Consider the following 17,992-nt stretch of genomic DNA (forward strand, 5'->3'; position numbering starts at 1 on the left):
CACATCGAACGAGGCCCGACCATGACCGCAGCATTCCTTTCCCACATCGACAGCGAGCTCGCGGGGCTCAAATCGGCCGGCCTCTACAAATCCGAGCGCGTGATCTCCTCCACCCAGTCGGCTGAGATCGAGGTCGGCGGGCAGAAAGTGCTCAACTTCTGCGCCAATAACTATCTCGGCCTTGCCGATAGCGACGACCTGCGCGATGCGGCCAAGCAGGCGCTCGACCGCTATGGCTATGGCATGGCGTCGGTGCGCTTCATCTGCGGCACGCAAGAGGAGCACAAGCAGCTCGAGGCGACGATTTCATCCTTCCTCGGCCTGGAAGACACCATCCTCTATGGCTCCTGCTTCGATGCCAATGGCGGCCTGTTCGAGACGTTGCTCGGTGAAGAGGACGCGGTCATTTCCGATGCGCTGAACCACGCTTCGATCATCGACGGCGTGCGGCTGTCGAAGGCCAAACGCTTCCGCTACGCCAACAACGACATGGCCGATCTGGAGGTGCGCCTGAAGGAAGCCAGGGACTGCCGCTTCCGGCTGATCGCCACCGACGGTGTGTTCTCGATGGATGGCATCATCGCCAATCTCAGGGGTGTCTGCGACCTTGCCGAAAAATACGACGCCATGGTGATGGTTGACGACAGCCATGCGGTCGGCTTCGTCGGCCAGAACGGCCGCGGCTCGCCCGAGCATTGTGGCGTCGAGGGCAGGGTCGACATCATCACCGGGACGCTCGGCAAGGCGCTCGGCGGTGCATCCGGCGGCTACACCTCTGGCAAGAGGCAGGTGGTCGATTGGCTGCGCCAGCGCTCGCGGCCCTATCTTTTTTCCAACACGCTGATGCCGGCGATCGCCGGCGCTTCGATCAAGGTGTTCGACCTGATCCGCAATGGCGATGCCTTGCGCGAGCACCTCTATGCCAATGCGACGCGGTTCCGGTCGCAGATGGGCAAGCTCGGTTTCACGCTGGCCGGCGCCGACCATCCGATCATTCCAGTGATGCTGGGCGATGCGACGCTGGCGCAGGAGATGGCGGCTCGCATGCTGAAGCGTGGCATCTACGTCATCGGTTTTTCCTTCCCGGTGGTGCCGAAGGGCCAGGCGCGCATCCGCACCCAGATGTCGGCGGCGCATTCCGCCGCGGACATCGACCGTGCGGTTGAGGCTTTCGAAGCGGTCGGCAAGGAATTGGGCGTGATTTCCTGAAAGGCCGCAATCGAAAGCCATTCCGGATCAAGAGATTCAAGGGACAAAAGCATGTCGAACATGATGAAGGCGCTGGTGAAGGCCAAGGCCGAGCCGGGCATCTGGATGGAAGAGGTGCCGGTGCCGGAAATCGGCCCTAACGACGTGCTGATCAAGATCCGCAAGACGGCAATCTGCGGCACCGACGTCCATATCTACAATTGGGATCAGTGGGCGCAGAAGACGGTGCCGGTGCCGATGGTCACCGGCCATGAATTTGTCGGCACCGTCGCCGATTTCGGCGCCGCTGTCACCGAATACAAGGTCGGCCAGCGCGTGTCGGGCGAGGGTCATATCGTCTGCGGCCATTGCCGCAACTGCCGTGCCGGGCGAGGGCATCTCTGCCGCAACACGCTCGGCGTCGGCGTCAACCGTCCGGGCGCCTTTGGCGAGTATCTGGCGATTCCGCAGCACAATGTCGTGCCGATCCCCGACGATGTGCCGGACGAGATCGCCGCGATCTTCGATCCCCTGGGCAATGCTGTCCACACGGCATTGTCCTTTGACTTGGTCGGCGAGGACGTACTGGTCACCGGGGCCGGACCGATCGGCATCATGGGCGCGCTCGTCGCGCAATGCGTCGGCGCACGAAAGGTGGTGATCACCGACATCAACCCTGTGCGGCTGGCGCTGGCGAAAAAGCTCGGCGTCCAGCATGTCGTCGACGCCTCGCAGGAAAAGCTGCGTGACGTCATGCCGGCGCTCGGCATGACTGAGGGTTTTGACGTCGGCCTCGAAATGTCGGGCGCCGCCCCCGCCTTCCGCGACATGATCGACACCATGAACAACGGCGGCAAGATTGCCATCCTGGGCATTGCGCCCACCGGTTTCGAGATCGACTGGAACAAGGTCATCTTCAAGATGCTGCATCTGAAAGGCATCTACGGCCGCGAGATGTTCGAAACCTGGTACAAGATGATCGCGCTGGTGCAGGGGCCGCTGGATGTCTCCGGCTTGATCACGCACCGCATAGGCATCGACGACTTTCAGGCCGGCTTCGATGCCATGCGCAGCGGCAGTTCCGGCAAGGTGGTGATGGACTGGTAGGCGTTGGCGCCGGGGGTCTAAACGCAGCCAGCCGGCTGACGGCGTGCGTGGGATTTTCCGCTAGGTATTGACGGCCCGCGGGACTAGCATGCCCATTGGGAGGTGGGCGATGACAAAAGTCTCGATCCGCCGGGCGGACTTCATGATGGTCCTCGCCTATGCTTCGGACCTCGCAACCGGTCATTCTCGCGACTTCGCGCTGAAATCCTGCGTGCTTGCGATGCGGATCGCAGATCGTGCGGGCGTTTCCGAGCAGGTTCGGCGCAATGCCTACCATCAGTCGATGCTTCGCTATGTTGGCTGCAACGCGGATACCGATCTTCTGTCGGCAACCTTCGGCGACGAAATCGCGCTCCGCCAGGACCTTGTCGGTCTCGACATGGGCAATCGTGCGGAACTGGGCAGGGTCTTCGTACAGGCCTTCAAGCGGTTCTACTACGATCTCCAGCCTGACGCGCAGGCCAGGGCGATCGAGGCCGCCATGTCGCAGGCACTGGCGGTGGCCCGCCCGGTGCTGATGGCGCATTGCGAGGTCGCGCAGCGTATCGGCGAGCGGCTTGGCTTGTCCGGGGAGATGGGCCGTAATCTTGGACAGATCTACGAACGCTGGGACGGCAAGGGTCTGCCACGTGGACTGAGCGGCGAGGAGGTGCTGCCGGCCGTCCAATTGATCACTCTGGCGCAGGATGTCATTGCGCTTAGCGATGCCGTCGGGATCGTGGAAATGGCCGAAACTGTCGCCAGCCGCGGCGACGGCCCTTACGCGGCTGATCTGGCCCGGCTTGTCTCGGCAAACGCGGCGGTGCTGATGGAGGGCATCGGCGTGACGGTCGACCGCGAGACGATTTTGGCGCTGGAGCCCGATCCGCCGGTGTCGCTCGATGAGGCGGACTGCGACGAGGCATTTCTCGCCATCGCCGACATGATCGACATGCGCATGCCGTTCACACAAGGCCATTCGCGGATGGTGGCGGAACTGGCTGAGGGAGCGGGGAGACAGATGGGGCTGCCCGCCGCCGACGTCCGTGCGCTGCGCTGGGCGGGCTGCATCCACGACATTGGCGAACTTGTCGTGCCGGTGGCGACCTGGATGCGCAATGGTCCGCTGTCGGTCCGCGAGCGCGACGCAGCCCAACTGCACGCCTATTACGGCGAGCGTGCGCTGGCCTCGTTCGGCCGCGAGGGCGAGGCAATGGCCTCACTCGTCCTGCGCCATCACGAACGCCTGGACGGCTCTGGCTATCACCGCAAGGTCGGCGGTTCCGACCTGTCCCCGGCGGCGAGGATCCTGGCCGCTGCCGAAGCGTTCCAAACGTCGCGGGAGGAACGTCCTCACCGCAGGGCGCTGTCCAGCGACGCTGCAGCGACGCAGTTGCGCGCTGCCGTTCGTGAGGGCAGTATCTGCCCCGACGCCGCCGAGGCCGTGCTGTCCTTCGCCGGCCAGCGGTCGCGCCGGGCGCCGCACCGGCCGCTGGCTGGAATGACGCCACGTGAGATCGAGGTGTTGCGCCTGATCGCCGCCGGCCTCACCGCGAAGGAAGCGGGGCGGAAGCTGGATATCTCGCCCAAGACCGCGGATCACCACATCCAGAACGTCTATGCCAAGATCGGTGTGACCACCCGCGCCGCCGCGGCACTCTATGCGGTCGAGCACGGCCTTGTCCGGCCGGGCGAGACGAAGTCATTGGCATAGGGAATCCTCCCCATGTGCGCCTGCTCCGAGGCGCGCATCGTGATCCTGTCGACGGATCAATGGTGGCCGCGACCGACAGGAGGAAATCAGATGCTTCTCGCAACGACCAAGGTGGCGGACGTCGACCGCTTCATCCGTATCTTTTCGACCAAGGGCGCCGACAAGCGCCGACTGCACGGTTCGAACGGCGCGACCGTGTTCCGCGACCCCAGCGAGTCCGACCGCGTCTGGGCGATCTTCGACTGGGATGCCGAGGGTTGGAAGAACTTCGTATCGGATCCCGAAGTGCCGGCGATCCTGCAGGAGGCTGGCCACGTGGGCAAGCCGCAAGCGGCGATGCTGCTCGGCCACTATGAGGCCTGACGTGCCTTTCGCGCCGCCTGCTACCGGCGGCGCACCCACGAACCCCAAAGATCGGAGACATGAGATGGACCAGAAACCCATCAAGATCGGCCTTATCGCCGAACTCACCGGCCCGTTGTCCTTCATGGGCATCGCCAACGCAAACCTCACGACCATGCTCGTCGATGACATCAACGCCAAGGGCGGCTTGCTGGGCCGGCCGGTGAAAGTCATCATTGAGGACGGTGAGACCACCGACAGCGTTGCCAAGGCAAGGACCGCGAAACTGATAGATGTCGACAAAGTCGATCTGGTCGTCGGAGGCATCTACAGTTCGACCCGCCAAGCCATCAAGAGCGAGGCGGTCGCGCGCGGCAGGACGCTCTACATCTACACCGAGCAATACGAGGGGCAGGAAAGCGATCCCCTGATCTTCTGCACGGGCCCGGTGCCCGCGCAGCAGGTCGAGCCGCTGATCCCATGGTTCATGAAGAGCACCGGGGCGAAGAAGTTCTATCTGCCTTCGGCCGACTACATCTGGCCCCATCTGTTGAACAAGGCCGCGAGCCGGGTGGTTCGCGCCAATGGCGGCGAGATCGTCGGTGAGGAGTATTTTCCGCTCGATACCGTCGATTTCCGGCAGACGGTGCAGCAGATCATGGCGAGCGGCGCTGAAGTGGTCTTCAACACCCTGGTTCCGCCGGGCTTGACGCCGTTTCTCGACGAGCTGCACAGGGCTGGTTTCGGCAAGCGAGGCGGCAAGTTCATCTGCACCTACTTCGACGAGAACTTCTTCAATCTCGTGCCGTCCGAGCAAATCGAAGGCCTCTACAGTTGCCTCGACTACTATCAGGAACTCGAGGATCCGTTTGGCCGGGCGCTCTTGCGGCGCTACCAGGACCGATTCCCCGGCAGCGCGATGTTGACCGCGGGCAGCGGCTGCACCGGCCACTACCGGGCGATCAAAATGTGGGAAGCGGCGGTGAACGAAGCCGGCTCGGTCGAGCGCGACGCGGTTATCCGGGCGCTCGACCACGCCCGGATCAGCGAGGGACCGGGTGGCCCGGCCGAAATGGTCCCCGGCCAGCACCATGTTCGCATGAACATGTACATTGCGCAGGCACAGAGCGGTCGCTTCCGGATCGTGAAGAACCTTGGACCGATCGATCCCAACGAACGGATGCTTGCCGGCGAAAGCCAAGTCATCGGCGCCGACTGAATCCGCGGCGTCGATCAATGTTGCTCCAAGTGGCGAGGGCGAGTAGATGCCGCCCTCGCCATCCAACCGGGCCAACAAGGGCTGTTCCTTGCGCCTATTCGATGTCATTCCGCAACTGGCCGTGGGTTGACGCCAAGGCGGCCTCCAGCGCGGCCAATCCGTTCGAGATCGCCGCACCCTCGCTTGCGCTAAGTTTGTCAAGCAAATCCCTCTCGAACGCCTTCGCCAGCGGCACCATTTCGCGATAGGCGGCAAGGCCGACCCTGGTCAGCGCCAGATGTTCGACGCGGCGGTCATTCTCGTCAGCGGTTCGGGTGAGCCAGCGTCGCCGTTCGAGTTCAGCCACGGCGCGCGATACCTTGGTCTTGTGCATGGCCGATTGGTTGCCGAGTTCAGTCGCGGTCATCGTTCCATGCTGCCCAAGCCCGGAAAGGGTACGCCATTCCGGCCGCGTCAGGCCGTGACTGTCCTTGTATATTCGCGAAAATTCGCGGCTGACGGCGTCGGCAAGCCGGTAGAGCCGGTAGGGCAGGAAATTTTCCAGATTGAGAATTTCAGGCGCGTCGGACGCTTCGCTCTTGATCGCCATTTTTTCAAAGCCGCCATTGATGGTTACATTTTCGATGGTTACAAATGAAACCAGTTTGGTCAATTGAGATCTATTCCGGGAGGAAGCAATGGCCTTTTCCTACATGCCGGGGTTCGGCAACGACTTCGAAACCGAGACCTTGCCGGGTTCGCTGCCGCAGGGGCGGAATTCGCCGCAGCGGCCGGCCTATGGGCTCTATGCCGAGCAGCTTTCCGGCTCGCCCTTCACCGCGCCGCGCGGCACCAATGAGCGCTCCTGGCTCTATCGCATTCGGCCGAGCGTCAAACACACCGGCCGCTTCAAGCCGGCGAGCTATCCCTTGTGGAAGAGCGCGCCCAATGTCGGCGATCACGAACTGGCGCTCGGCCAGTACCGCTGGAATCCGGTGCCGATGCCGAAAGAGCCCACCGATTTCATTGCCGGCATGCGCAGCATCACCACATCAGGCGATGTGCTGGGACAGACCGGCATGGCAGCGCATGTCTACGTCGCCAACCGCTCGATGGTCGACGATCATTTCTTCAACGCCGACGGCGAGTTGCTGGTCGTGCCGCAAGTCGGCGCCTTGCGCTTCGTCACTGAGATGGGCGTCATCGAGCTGCGGCCCGGCGAGATCGCAGTGCTGCCGCGCGGTCTGGTGTTCAAGGTCGAACTGGTCGATGCCAAAGTGCGCGGCTATGTCTGCGAGAATTACGGCGCCAAGCTGACGCTGCCCGATCGTGGTCCGATCGGCGCCAATTGCCTGGCCAATCCACGCGATTTCAAGACGCCTCGCGCCTGGTTCGAGGAGAAGGAAACGCCGTGCCGGCTAGTCGTCAAATGGTGCGGCAATTTCCATGTCACCGAGATCGGTCACTCGCCCCTGGATGTCGTCGCGTGGCATGGCAACTACGCGCCCTACAAATATGATCTGGCAACCTTTTCGCCGGTCGGCGCGCTGCTGTTCGACCATCCCGACCCGTCGATCTTCACCGTGCTGACCGCGCCGAGCGGCGAGGAGGGCACTGCCAACATCGACTTCGTCATCTTCCCGCCGCGCTGGCTGGTGGCCGAAGATACGTTCCGGCCGCCTTGGTACCACCGCAACATCATGAGCGAGTTCATGGGGCTGATCCGCGGCCAATACGACGCCAAGGAAGAGGGTTTTGTGCCCGGCGGCATCAGCCTGCACAATCTGATGCTGGCCCATGGACCGGATGCGCCTGGCTTCGAAAAGGCCTCGCACGCGGACCTGAAACCGGTCAAGCTCGATAACACCATGGCCTTCATGTTCGAGACCCGCTTTCCGCAGATGCTGACCCGCTACGGCGCCGAACTGGAAACCCGGCAGGACAATTACATAGACTGCTGGTCCGACCTGAAGAAGCGCTTCAACGGCACGCCGGAGGGCGACTGGTCTTGAGCGCTGAGACAATGCCGGACCGGCTGGTGCTTTTGGGCTCGAAGGGTGGCCCGGCATTGCGGCCAGGCGGACCGTGGCCGAGTTCGTCGCTGCTGCAGATCGGCGGCCGCAGCATCGTCGTCGATTGCGGTCTCGGCGTGACGCGCGGTCTGGTCGATGCCGGCATCAGCCTGAAGGCGCTCGACCTGGTCTTCATCACGCATCTGCATTCCGACCATGTGTTGGAACTGGGACCGCTGATCCACACCGCCTGGACGGCGGGGCTGGCGACACCCATCGAAGTGTTCGGTCCGCCCGGCACGGGCCACTACTGGCGGCGCTTTTGTCAGTCGATGGAGTTCGACATCGAGATACGCATCGTCGATGAGGGCCGGCCGGATATCCGCGAACTGGTTTCGATGGTCGAGTTCGGCGAAGGCCATGTGGTCGAGCAGGGTGGCTTGAAGGTCTCGGCGCTGCGCGTCGAGCATCCTCCGGTGACCGACTGTTTTGCCCTGCGCTTCGAGCATGACGGGAAAAGCGTTGTGTTCTCCGCGGATACGGCCTTTTTTCCACCGCTCGCCGATTTTGCCCGGGACGCCGACGTCCTGGTCCACGAAGCCATGCTGGAAGACGGCATCGAGCGGCTTGTGGCTAAGACCGGCAATGGCGGGCGGCTGAGAGACCATCTGCTCGCCAGCCACAGCTTTGCCGAAGAAGCCGGGCATATCGCCCGCGATGCCGGCGTGACGAGCCTGGTGCTCAATCACCTCATTCCGGCCGACGATGCCGAGATCGGCGAGGCCGACTGGATCGCCGCTGTCAGGAAAACATGGGCCGGCGACTTGACGATCGCCCGCGACGGCCTTGTTGTGGAATTAAGCGGCGCCAAAGCCGCACAAGGAGAGGAAACCGCATGAAGCTTGCCACATTGAAGGACGGGACGCGCGACGGAAAACTCGTCGTCGTCTCGCGCGACCTGACACGCTTCACCGACGCCTCGTTCCTGGTGCGCACGCTTCAGGCGGCGCTAGACGACTGGCGACGTATCGCACCGCACCTCGCGACAATAGCTGAATCGCTTGAGAACAATGCGATGCCGTCGGAGCGTTTCCACGAGCATGATGCTCATTCGCCGCTGCCGCGTGCCTATCAGTGGGCTGACGGCTCGGCCTATGTGAACCACGTCGAACTGGTTCGCAAAGCCCGCGGCGCCGAGATGCCGGCGAGTTTCTGGACAGACCCGCTGATATACCAGGGTGGTTCGGACTCCTTCGTTCCGCCACGCGATCCGATCCGGATAGTCGACGAGGCCCTCGGCATTGACATGGAGGGCGAAGTCGCTGTTGTCGTCGACGACGTGCCGATGGGGGCAAGCCTCGAAGAAGCGCGCGCCGCGATCCGGCTGATCATGCTGGTCAACGACGTGACGCTGCGCGCGCTGACCGGACCGGAGCTGGCGAAAGGTTTTGGCTTCTTCCAGTCGAAGCCTTCCTCCGCCTTTTCGCCTGTCGCGGTGACGCCGGACGAACTGGGAGACGCCTGGGATGGCGGCAAGGTCAGCCTGCCGCTGCTGGCCGATCTCAATGGCAAGCCGTTCGGCCGGGCCAATGCCGGTGTCGACATGACCTTCGATTTTCCGGCTTTGATTGTTCACGCCGCCCGGACCAGACCGCTCGCCGCCGGCACCATCGTCGGCTCGGGCACCGTCTCCAACAAGCTCGACGGCGGGCCGGGCAAGCCTGTCTCGGACGGCGGCGCCGGCTATTCCTGCATCGCAGAACTGCGCATGATCGAGACCATTGTATCAGGCGAACCCAAGACGCCGTTCCTGCGCTTGGGCGACACGGTGCGCATCGAGATGAAGGACAAGACGGGTCATTCGATCTTCGGCGCCATCGAGCAGAAGGTCGAGAAATACGAAAGGTGAGGGAATGACGGGGGACTATCTGCTGGCCGGGTGTTTGGGCACTCGCCTTGCTGGCGGTCGTCACCCAGGCGATCCGGCTGAGTTACCGCGTCGAGGCGCGCACGCTCGGCCTGACCAACCGCAGCGGCTTTCCGCGCAAGGCGATGATGTTCCACACCATCACCAACATCAACGTCGCGCGGGATCTGGAAACGCAAGTCATGCGGCGGCGGATGAGCCGGCTTTTGCTGATCGTTCTTGCCGGATCTGTGGTTATGTGGGCGGGCTTGTATCTGGTGCGGTCGATCGGATGACACCATGAACCTGCCTGATCACCTGCTCGCATGTCCGGCAACCTGCATGCGATGCTATCCGGCACCTTGGTCAAGCCGCCACAGTTGGACGAGTTCCTGCTCGTTTATGACATCAAACTAAGGAAGGCAGAGGTCGAGAGGCTGGGGGCTCCAGTTGCCAATTCTCATCTTACATAATCGGCCCATCAACGGCTGAGGTAGTGCCGATGCCTGGCAGAAGGCCCACCTTCACCGGAGGGGGGAGAAGACGCGCCACCGGCTTACCGCGTCGGGTGATCACGATCTCCTCGCCGGCCTTCGCGCGCCTTACGAGTTCCGACAGCTTAGCTCTGGCTTCGGTTATGGAGACGTTCACGGCTCGACCTCTTGTGATCGGAACTTAGATCAAAGCCGATCGAGCCGCAAACGAGCTTGAGGTTTCAGGCCGCTTTGCCATCCACCTTGATCACGCCGCGCTTGATCTGGTCCTGCTCGATCGATTCGAACAGTGCGCGGAAATTGCCTTCGCCAAAGCCTTCGTCGCCCTTGCGCTGGATGAACTCGAAGAAGATCGGTCCGATCACGGTTTTCGAGAAGATCTGCAGCAGGATCTTGGTCGTGCCGCCGTCGACGACACCTTCGCCGTCGATCAGGATGCCGTGCTTCTTCATCCGCTCGATCGGCTCGTCATGGCCGTTCACCCTGTCATAGGACATGTCGTAGTAGGTTTCCGGCGGGCCGGGCATGAATTTCAGCCCGTTTTCGGCCAGCCTGTCGGTGGCGGCATAAATCTCGTCGGTGCCGACCGCAATGTGCTGGATGCCTTCGCCATTGTACTTCTTCAGATATTCGGCGATCTGGCTGGTCTCGTCCTTGGACTCGTTGAGCGGAATGCGGATCTTGCCGCAGGGCGAGGTGATCGCGCGGCTGACTAGGCCGGTGATCTTGCCGTCAATGTCGAAGAAATGGATCTGCTTGAATCCGAACAGATTGCGGTAGAAATCCCACCATTTGTCCATCTGGCCACGATAGACATTGTGGGTCAGGTGATCGAGATAATAGAAGCCGACGCCTTGCGGCCGCGGGTCGCGTTCGCCCAGCCATTCGAACTCGGCATCGTAGGCCGAACCCTTCTCGCCGTAGGTCTCGATGAAATAGAGCAGCGAGCCGCCGATGCCGACGATTGCCGGCACATCGAGCGCCTTGTCGGTGCCTTCGTAAGGCGTCGCGCCTTTGGCAACAGCGTGGTCGAAAGCGTGTTTGGCATCGACCACGCGCCATCCCATGGAGGGGGCGCAGGGGCCGTGCTTGTCGACGAATTTCATCGCATGCGAGCCGGGCTCGGCATTGACGACATAGTTGATGTCGCCCTGGCGCCAGACTGTGATGTCCTTCGTGCGGTGCTTGGCCACCGCGACATAGCCCATCCGGGTGAACAGTTCGGCGAGCTTCTGCGGCTCCGGATGCGCGAACTCGACGAACTCGAACCCATCGGTGCCGGCGGGGTTGTCCTTGCTGATCTTGGCGGGTGGGGCATCGTGCGGGAAGGGGCCCATGATATTCCTCCGGATCTGGCCTGGCCTGCAAAGGCCATCTGACGCCATCATAACGCGGAGCCGGTGCACGGTGCTTGCATTCAAACGCTTGAAATGATCATCTCATGCGCGAAATATGCACCATGTGGGGAAAAACCATGGATGGGACGCGCATTGATCAGTTTGACCGCAAGATAATGGCGCTTTTGCAGGGCGATGCTCGGCTGACCAACAATGATCTTTCGGAACGCGTCAACCTGTCGGCGTCGCAATGCTCGCGCCGCCGCCAGCGGCTGGAGGAAGACGGCTTTATCAAGGGTTATCGCGCCGTTCTCGACCGCGACAAGCTCGGTTTTTCCTTGGTCAACGTCATCTCGGTGACATTGGCCACTCACAACCGCGACAATGCGCGGCGGTTCGGCGAACTGGTGGCGCGGCTGCCCGAGGTGCAGGAGGCGCACGCGCTGACCGGCGAGATGGACTACATCTTGAAAGTGGTGACGCCCGATTTGAAGTCGCTGTCGGAATTCGTCAACGGTGTGCTCCTGCCGCACGAATCCGTGCAGCACGTGAAAACGGCGATCGTGCTGGAGACACTGAAGGAAACCGGCGCGCTGCCGATTTAGGCAGAGCGAATTTCGGTTGATATGCTGGCGGGACAGCACCCCCCTCTGGCCTGCCGGCCATCTCCCCCGCAAGGAGGGAGATTGGCAGCTTCCGGTTCAGTGCCCATTCTGCAACGTTGGGAATTGGCGAAAGCAAAGGCGACATCCGATCTCCCCCCTTGCGGACCCCCCAGGGGGGAGATGTCCGGCAGGACAGAGGGGTGTGAAGGATCACCAACCTGCGGGATTGCCCCCTGTGTGCAGGCCGCTTATCCCTTCGACTGTTGGATCAGCCCATAAAGATTGGTGCAGCGCGCGCCTGAACGGCAATAGGCGAAGACCGGGCCGTCGAGTTCATCCAGTGCCTCGGCCTGATCCTCGACATTCTCGGCCGTGATCTGGCCGCTGATGACGGGGATATAGCGGAAGGCGAGACCGGCGGCTTCCGCTGCCGCCTTGAGCGTGTCGGCCGAAGGCTGGCCGGGCTGCTCGTCGTCGGGCCGGTTGCAGATGACGCTCTTGAAGCCGGCGGCCTTGATGGCGGCGACGTCTTCCGGCTGTATCTGGCCCGAGACCGAATAGTCCTCACTGATTTCGCGGTATTCCATGGCAGTATCCTCGCAAACTGGTCAGGCGGCAGTCTTGCCACTCCCCGACATGTGCGGCAATCCGCACCGAAGGAATTCTCTGCCAAATAGACATTGCGCGCCAGAAATTCCAACCGGGCCGATGCGGCCCGGTTGGATGACCCTTCAAACTCAGCTGCCGAGGATCGCCCCTTTGATCTGGCGGATGTTGTTGTGCATCATGTCGATATAGGTCGAGGCCGGGCCGTCGGGTTGCGACAGCGCATCCGAATAGAGCGTGCCGCCGACCTTGATGCCGGTCTCGCTGGCGATCTGCTCGATCAAGCGCGGGTTGGTGATGTTCTCGACGAAGATCGCAGCCGCTCTGTCCTGCTTCACCTGGGTGACCAGCTTGGCGACGTCGGCGGCGGACGGTTCGGAATCGGTCGAGATGCCTTGCGGGGCGAGGAAGGTCAGGCCGTATGCGTGTTCGAAATAGCCGAAGGCATCATGCGAGGTGATGACGACGCGCTTGTTTTCCGGGATCGAGGCGATCGCCGCTTTCACTTCGCCTTCGACTGCATCGAGCTTCTTGGTGTAGGCGGCGGCATTGGTCTGGTAGCTGACGCAGCCTTCGGAGTCGGCCGCGCAGAAGGCTTCGGCGATGTTCTTCACATAGATCCTGGCATTGGCGATCGATTGGAAGGCGTGCGGATCGGTGACAGTCTTGCCGCCACCGGTCCCGGCACCTTCGGCTGCGTCGGCATCGGCGAATTCAGGCTTGAAATCGATCGGCGTCACACCTTTGGTCAAGGTGACGATCGAGGCCTTGGTGGCGCTGGCGTCGACCAGCCTTTGCAGAAAACCTTCGAAATGCAGGCCGTTGACCAGCACGATATCGGCCTTGGCCATGGCCACCGCATCGGCCGGGCTCGGCTCATAGACATGGGCGTCGCCATCCGGTCCGACGATGGTGGTTACATCGACGCGGTCGCCGCCGACATTTTTGGCAAAATCGGCGATGACGGTGAAGCTGGCGACCACTTTCAATGGTGCCGCTAAGGCCGACGATGCACCAAAGGCAGTTAATGTTATAACGCTCATCGCCAGGGCGGCGCGGATCGATTTCAGCATAGACAGGTCTCCTTTAGGGGCGGGGATCAGGCCGTTCTGTGACGGTGATGGATGATGCGGGCGCGCAGGATACCGCGCGTGCCGAATAGGATCGAGCCGAAATAAACGACGCCTGCCGACAGGATGATGGCCGGGCCGGATGGCAGCGACGCGTGATAGGACAGGAGCAGCCCGGCGACGCAGGAGGCAAAGCCGATCAGCACCGCCAGCACGCACATCGGCTCGACCCGCACCGTCCAGAAGCGGGCGGCGGCGGCCGGCAGCATCATCAGCCCCACCGACAGCAAGGTACCGAGTGCCTGGAAGCCGCCGACGAGGTTGAGCACGACAAGGCCGAGAAAGATGAAATGCACCGGGCTGCCGAGCCGGCTGACCGAGCGCAGGAATAGCGGATCGAGGCATTCGGCGACCAATGCCCGCCAGAAGATGGCAAGGCTGACCAATGTCACCGCAACGATGCCGCCGATCAGCATCAGCGCTTCATTGTTGAGCGCCAGTACGGTGCCGAACAGCACATGCATGAGATCGACGCTGGAACCGCGGATCGACACCATCAGCACGCCGATGGCGAGCGAGATCAGATAGAACGCCGCCATCGAGGCGTCCTCGCGCTGGATGGTGAAGCGCGAGACGGCGCCGGCGCCGAGCGCGACGATGACGCCGGCGATCAGGCCGCCTATGGTCATCGGCAGGATCTCCAGCCCATAAAACAGGAAGCCGGCGGCCGCACCCGGCAGGATGGCATGCGCCATGGCGTCGCCAGACAGGCTCATCCGTCGCAGCATCAGGAAGACGCCGATGGGGCAGGCGCCGAGCGACAGCATCAGCGAACCGATTAGCGCCCGCTGCATGAAGCCGAAATCGGCGAAAGGCTCGATGAAAAGACCGTAAAGCGCGTCCATCAGGCAGCCCTCGGCCCGACGCCGTGGTGATGGTCGTGATCATGATGGTCGTGATGGTGCCCATGACCATGAGCCTGCTCGTCCGGCTCGCACCAGGGCGCATTCTCTTCCCAGGCTTCGTGGAAGCGGCGGGCGCGTAAAAGGTTCTCCGGCTTCAGCGTTTCCCTGGTTTCGCCCCAGGCGATCGGCTGGCGGGCGAGAAGCAGCGTCTCGGGGAAATTCTGCCGGACCAGGTCGAGATCGTGGACGACCACCATGATGGTGCGTTCCTCGCCGTGCCAGTGTTTGATCAGTGCGATGAGGTCGCCAACCGTCTTGGCATCGACCGCGTTGAACGGCTCATCGAGCAGGATGAGCTCAGCGTCCTGCAACAGCACACGCGCAAACAGCGTGCGCTGCAACTGGCCGCCCGACAGCGTATCGATCGGTCGCTTCTCGAAGCCGCCCAGGCCGACCGCCATCAGTGCTTTGGCAACATCATCGCGATCTTGCCTGGTGTAGCGGCCGAGCAGGCCGCGCCGTGGCCACAGGCCAAGCGAGACCAGATCCACCACTCGTGCCGGAAAGGAGCGGTCGAGTTCCGACTGCTGCGGCAGATAGGCGGCGCGAATGCCAGGCGCGCGGACGACCTCGCCGGCCATTGGTTTCAACACGCCGACAATGCCTTTCATCAGCGTCGATTTGCCGGAGCCGTTGGCGCCGACGACGGCCGTCAGCGAGCCCTTGCGGATGGTACCGTCAAGATGATGGATTGCGGGATGGCTGCCGTAGCCAAGCGTCAGGTCGCGGAATGTCAGGCATGTGTTTGTCATTCTGCGATCCGTGGGGCGGCGAAATCCGGCTGCTGTCAGCGGCCGATTGGATATGTGATGTTATTACATTAGTCAACAAGCCAATCCGGCGGAATTGCGACTGCCGGATCAACTCGCCGTGTAAGGATGTCTCACGCCGCTGGTCCAAGGGGAATTGCCCGGGCGACCTTGCCCGAGGCCGGCCGCAACTCTAAAGAGGCACGACCGACACAGCAAGGAACCATCCAATGAGCATTCGTCGCATCGACGTTGGCCCGCGCATGAGCCAGATCGTCATCCACGGCAACACCGTCTATCTGGCCGGTCAGGTCGGTCAGCCGACCGGCAACGTCGCTTCGCAGACCAGGGACATCCTGGCGGCAATCGACCAACTGCTGGCCAAGGCCGGTAGCGACAAGACCAAGATCCTGCAGGCGATCATCTGGCTGGCCGACATGAGCACCTTTGCCGAGATGAACGCGGAATGGGACAAGTGGGTGCCGCAAGGCAACACGCCGGCCCGCGCCACCGGCGAAGCAAAGCTCGCCGGACCGGAATATCTGGTCGAGATTATTATTACCGCCGCGATCTGAGTTTTTCACCCTCCCCCTTGTGGCCCGCAAGGGGGAGGGTGAAGAAAGACTACCCCTGCGACGGCGTGAACCTTGCCACCAGCGTGTGGCTCTCGGCCGCATAGGTGAAGCGCACATGGGTGACCGGGTGATCGGCGCTCCATGTCCGACGCTCGACCACCAGGCACGGCGCGCCGGCTGCGATATCGAGCGCGGCCGCGATATGCCTGTCGGCGGCGACAGCGCGTATCCGGTGCTCGGCTTCGCTCCAAGGGACGCGGCTAATCAGCCATGGTCCTGGCGCGATGGCGAGAAATTCCTCGTCGGCTGCTTCAGGAACGGCGGCAACGTTGATTACCCGCTGTTCATGCGCGAATGGCCGCTCGCCGGCGAAATGCCGACACTCCAACGCCAGCACCGGCCCGGCCACGCCCAGCTCCAGCAGTGCGCGATCCTCGGCGCTGCTGAGCCTCTTTTGTCGCGCCGCGCGCTCGTAGCGATAGGCCAGGCCGAGCGCTTCGACCTCGATCCGGATATCATGGATTTCCAGCACCGCCGCCTGCGACTGCGGGCGGCGGACGAAACTGCCGGAACGACGCCGGCGTTCGATCAGTCCAGCCTTGGCAAGCTGCGACAGCGCCTTGTTCACCGTCATGCGCGAGCAGTTGTATTGCGCGCTCAGTTCGTGTTCGAACGGAATGCGGTGACCAGGCGCCCAGGCGCCGGACATGATGCGCTCGCTGATGTCGGACAGGATGCGCTGGTGCAGCGAGCCGCCGCCTTCCGTCCCTATTATCCCGATCATGCTCATGCCGAAAGCGCCCTCATCACGCTGCGAAACCGCTCGGCGATGGCCTCGCGCCTCGCATGCCGGCCGCCGCTGACCTGTTTTTGGCCATGCACCCAAACGCAGTCGACCTTGCTGCCATTGGCGAAGATCCAGGCGTCGAGGATTGCGTCGCCGGTCTTGCCGGCCAGCGAGGGACTGCCGGCGTCGAGCGAGACGAGATCGGCGGATGCGCCGGCGGCAATCGCTGAGGCGCCGGCACCAAGCGCGACGCTGCCGCCGTCAAGTGCGGCGTCAAACAGCGCGCGGCCGGTCGAGCCGCCGGCGACCGCGAGCACGTTGCGGGCGCGATGGGCAAGGCGCTGCGAATATTCGAGCTGGCGCAATTCGTCGGGCAGCCCGATCAGAACGTTGGAATCGGAGCCGATTCCGAAGCGGCCGCCATGCTCTCTGAACAGCGGCGCGGCAAAAATGCCGTCGCCGAGATTGGCCTCGGTGACTGGGCAGAGACCGGCAATCGCGCCGCTCTTGGCTATGCCGATCGTTTCCGCATCGGTCATATGCGTGGCGTGGATCAGGCACCAGCGTTGGTCGACCTCGGCATGGCCAAGCAGAAATTCGACTGGCCGCGCGCTCGACCAAGCAAGGCAATCCTCGACCTCCTTCACCTGCTCGGCGACGTGGATGTGAATCGGCCCGTCTGGCGCCATGGCAGCCACCTCGGCTAATTCCTGTGGTGTCGCCGCGCGCAAACTGTGCGGGGCAACGCCGACAACGGCTTGATTCAAAGTGCGAACCGTTTCGCGGCTTTTCTCAACAAGCCGGGAGAACCGATTCACATCGTTGACGAATCGCCGCTGGCCTTGGTTCGGAGCAGTGCCGCCGAAAGACGAGTGCGCATAAAACACCGGCAGCAGCGTTAGGCCGATACCGGTTTCACCGGCCGCGGCCGCGATGCGCTCTGCCATTTCGGCGAGGTTGGTGTAGGGTTTTCCGTCACGGTCGTGATGCAGATAGTGAAATTCGCCGACGCGCGAAAAACCGGCCTCCAACATCTCGACATAGAGTTGTGCTGCAACAGCCTCGACCTGATCGGGCGTCATCGACAGGGCGAAGCGGTACATCACCTCGCGCCAGCTCCAGAAACTGTCGGCGGAGGGGCCGCGAAGCTCGGCAAGGCCGGCCATGCCGCGTTGGAAGGCGTGGCTGTGCAGGTTGGGCATGCCGGGCAGCAGGATGGCGTGACGATCGTCGCCGGCCTGCGCTGTGGCTCCAGGCTCGACGCCCGTGATGCGTCCCTTGGCGAAGCTGAGCCGGACATTGTCGTGCCAGCCATTGGGAAGGAGTGCCTGTTCCGCGAAGATATCAGTCACTTTTCT

20 protein-coding genes are annotated in these 17,992 nt (G+C 62.7%); 11 read left to right on the top strand and 9 right to left on the bottom strand.

Annotation, left to right across the window (positions count from 1 at the left end; all coding sequences use genetic code 11):
* Positions 1–21: 21 nt before the first annotated feature.
* The 5 genes from NKH57_RS12580 to NKH57_RS12600 all read left to right on the top strand — a co-directional run bounded on the left by NKH57_RS12580 (position 22) and on the right by NKH57_RS12600 (position 5,549).
* Entirely contained in the window at positions 22–1,209 is a 1,188-nt protein-coding gene (locus NKH57_RS12580) for a glycine C-acetyltransferase (protein ID WP_352944534.1), read from the top strand.
* A gap of 51 nt (positions 1,210–1,260) precedes the next feature.
* On the top strand, positions 1,261–2,295 hold the full coding sequence (gene tdh, locus NKH57_RS12585) for an L-threonine 3-dehydrogenase (protein ID WP_023762137.1): 1,035 nt from the start codon (positions 1,261–1,263) through the stop codon (positions 2,293–2,295).
* Between the two features lie 109 nt (positions 2,296–2,404).
* Positions 2,405–3,988 (top strand): HD domain-containing phosphohydrolase, encoded by a 1,584-nt coding sequence (locus tag NKH57_RS12590; protein WP_352944536.1) that lies wholly within the window; start codon positions 2,405–2,407, stop codon positions 3,986–3,988.
* Positions 3,989–4,078: 90 nt separating this feature from the next.
* Positions 4,079–4,351 (top strand): hypothetical protein, encoded by a 273-nt coding sequence (locus NKH57_RS12595; protein WP_352598856.1) that lies wholly within the window; start codon positions 4,079–4,081, stop codon positions 4,349–4,351.
* A 64-nt stretch (positions 4,352–4,415) separates the two neighbouring features.
* On the top strand, positions 4,416–5,549 hold the full coding sequence (locus tag NKH57_RS12600) for a substrate-binding protein (RefSeq protein WP_352944538.1): 1,134 nt from the start codon (positions 4,416–4,418) through the stop codon (positions 5,547–5,549).
* A 94-nt stretch (positions 5,550–5,643) separates the two neighbouring features.
* Here NKH57_RS12600 and NKH57_RS12605 read toward each other — a convergent pair whose 3' ends face one another.
* The gene (locus tag NKH57_RS12605) at positions 5,644–6,138 is read right to left on the bottom strand and encodes a MarR family winged helix-turn-helix transcriptional regulator (protein ID WP_352944577.1); all 495 of its coding nucleotides are present in this window, start codon (positions 6,136–6,138) and stop codon (positions 5,644–5,646) included.
* An 88-nt stretch (positions 6,139–6,226) separates the two neighbouring features.
* Between NKH57_RS12605 and hmgA the strand changes: the two genes are divergently transcribed.
* Genes hmgA through NKH57_RS12625 form a run of 4 tightly spaced genes read left to right on the top strand, consistent with a single transcriptional unit; the run spans position 6,227 to position 9,742 of the window.
* The gene (hmgA, locus tag NKH57_RS12610; RefSeq protein WP_352944540.1) at positions 6,227–7,540 is read left to right on the top strand and encodes a homogentisate 1,2-dioxygenase; all 1,314 of its coding nucleotides are present in this window, start codon (positions 6,227–6,229) and stop codon (positions 7,538–7,540) included.
* An 11-nt stretch (positions 7,541–7,551) separates the two neighbouring features.
* Positions 7,552–8,439 carry an MBL fold metallo-hydrolase gene (locus NKH57_RS12615; protein ID WP_352827636.1) on the top strand — a complete coding sequence of 296 codons (888 nt, stop codon included), beginning with the start codon at positions 7,552–7,554 and terminating at the stop codon, positions 8,437–8,439.
* Positions 8,436–9,449 carry a fumarylacetoacetate hydrolase family protein gene (locus NKH57_RS12620; protein WP_352944542.1) on the top strand — a complete coding sequence of 338 codons (1,014 nt, stop codon included), beginning with the start codon at positions 8,436–8,438 and terminating at the stop codon, positions 9,447–9,449. Before NKH57_RS12615 ends, NKH57_RS12620 begins: the two co-directional genes overlap by 4 nt.
* A gap of 47 nt (positions 9,450–9,496) precedes the next feature.
* Entirely contained in the window at positions 9,497–9,742 is a 246-nt protein-coding gene (locus NKH57_RS12625) for a hypothetical protein (protein ID WP_352944544.1), read from the top strand.
* Between the two features lie 169 nt (positions 9,743–9,911).
* Here the strand turns inward: NKH57_RS12625 and NKH57_RS12630 are convergent, their stop codons facing one another.
* Together NKH57_RS12630 and hppD are read right to left on the bottom strand one after the other, a co-directional pair.
* Positions 9,912–10,097: a type II toxin-antitoxin system Phd/YefM family antitoxin gene (locus NKH57_RS12630; RefSeq protein WP_352598846.1), complete on the bottom strand. Its 186-nt coding sequence runs from the start codon at positions 10,095–10,097 to the stop codon at positions 9,912–9,914.
* A gap of 64 nt (positions 10,098–10,161) precedes the next feature.
* Positions 10,162–11,277, bottom strand: coding sequence for a 4-hydroxyphenylpyruvate dioxygenase (hppD, locus tag NKH57_RS12635; protein ID WP_352944546.1), 1,116 nt, complete (start codon positions 11,275–11,277; stop codon positions 10,162–10,164).
* Positions 11,278–11,414: 137 nt separating this feature from the next.
* Here hppD and NKH57_RS12640 point away from each other — a divergent pair, with 137 nt between their 5' ends.
* On the top strand, positions 11,415–11,882 hold the full coding sequence (locus NKH57_RS12640; RefSeq protein WP_352827522.1) for an Lrp/AsnC family transcriptional regulator: 468 nt from the start codon (positions 11,415–11,417) through the stop codon (positions 11,880–11,882).
* Between the two features lie 248 nt (positions 11,883–12,130).
* On the opposite strand, the gene NKH57_RS12645 is transcribed toward NKH57_RS12640, so the two are convergent.
* The 4 genes from NKH57_RS12645 to aztA all read right to left on the bottom strand — a co-directional run bounded on the left by NKH57_RS12645 (position 12,131) and on the right by aztA (position 15,275).
* The gene (locus tag NKH57_RS12645) at positions 12,131–12,469 is read right to left on the bottom strand and encodes a protein tyrosine phosphatase family protein (RefSeq protein WP_352944548.1); all 339 of its coding nucleotides are present in this window, start codon (positions 12,467–12,469) and stop codon (positions 12,131–12,133) included.
* A gap of 150 nt (positions 12,470–12,619) precedes the next feature.
* The gene (aztC, locus tag NKH57_RS12650) at positions 12,620–13,561 is read right to left on the bottom strand and encodes a zinc ABC transporter substrate-binding protein AztC (RefSeq protein ID WP_352944550.1); all 942 of its coding nucleotides are present in this window, start codon (positions 13,559–13,561) and stop codon (positions 12,620–12,622) included.
* A 26-nt stretch (positions 13,562–13,587) separates the two neighbouring features.
* Positions 13,588–14,463, bottom strand: coding sequence for a zinc ABC transporter permease AztB (gene aztB / locus NKH57_RS12655; RefSeq protein WP_352944552.1), 876 nt, complete (start codon positions 14,461–14,463; stop codon positions 13,588–13,590).
* Positions 14,463–15,275, bottom strand: a complete 813-nt coding sequence (gene aztA, locus NKH57_RS12660; RefSeq protein ID WP_352944554.1) for a zinc ABC transporter ATP-binding protein AztA — start codon at positions 15,273–15,275, stop codon at positions 14,463–14,465. Before aztA ends, aztB begins: the two co-directional genes overlap by 1 nt.
* 227 nt (positions 15,276–15,502) lie before the next feature.
* On the opposite strand from aztA, the gene NKH57_RS12665 reads away from it, so the two are divergent.
* Positions 15,503–15,847, top strand: coding sequence for a RidA family protein (locus NKH57_RS12665; RefSeq protein WP_352733530.1), 345 nt, complete (start codon positions 15,503–15,505; stop codon positions 15,845–15,847).
* A gap of 49 nt (positions 15,848–15,896) precedes the next feature.
* Here the strand turns inward: NKH57_RS12665 and hutC are convergent, their stop codons facing one another.
* Both hutC and NKH57_RS12675 read right to left on the bottom strand, forming a co-directional pair.
* Positions 15,897–16,637 carry a histidine utilization transcriptional repressor HutC gene (gene hutC, locus NKH57_RS12670; protein WP_352733527.1) on the bottom strand — a complete coding sequence of 247 codons (741 nt, stop codon included), beginning with the start codon at positions 16,635–16,637 and terminating at the stop codon, positions 15,897–15,899.
* Positions 16,634–17,986: a formimidoylglutamate deiminase gene (locus NKH57_RS12675; RefSeq protein ID WP_352944557.1), complete on the bottom strand. Its 1,353-nt coding sequence runs from the start codon at positions 17,984–17,986 to the stop codon at positions 16,634–16,636. The genes hutC and NKH57_RS12675 overlap by 4 nt, the downstream gene beginning before the upstream one ends.
* Positions 17,987–17,992 lie beyond the last annotated feature (6 nt).

This window comes from Mesorhizobium sp. M1050 (assembly GCF_040318715.1).
Lineage (GTDB): Bacteria > Pseudomonadota > Alphaproteobacteria > Rhizobiales > Rhizobiaceae > Mesorhizobium.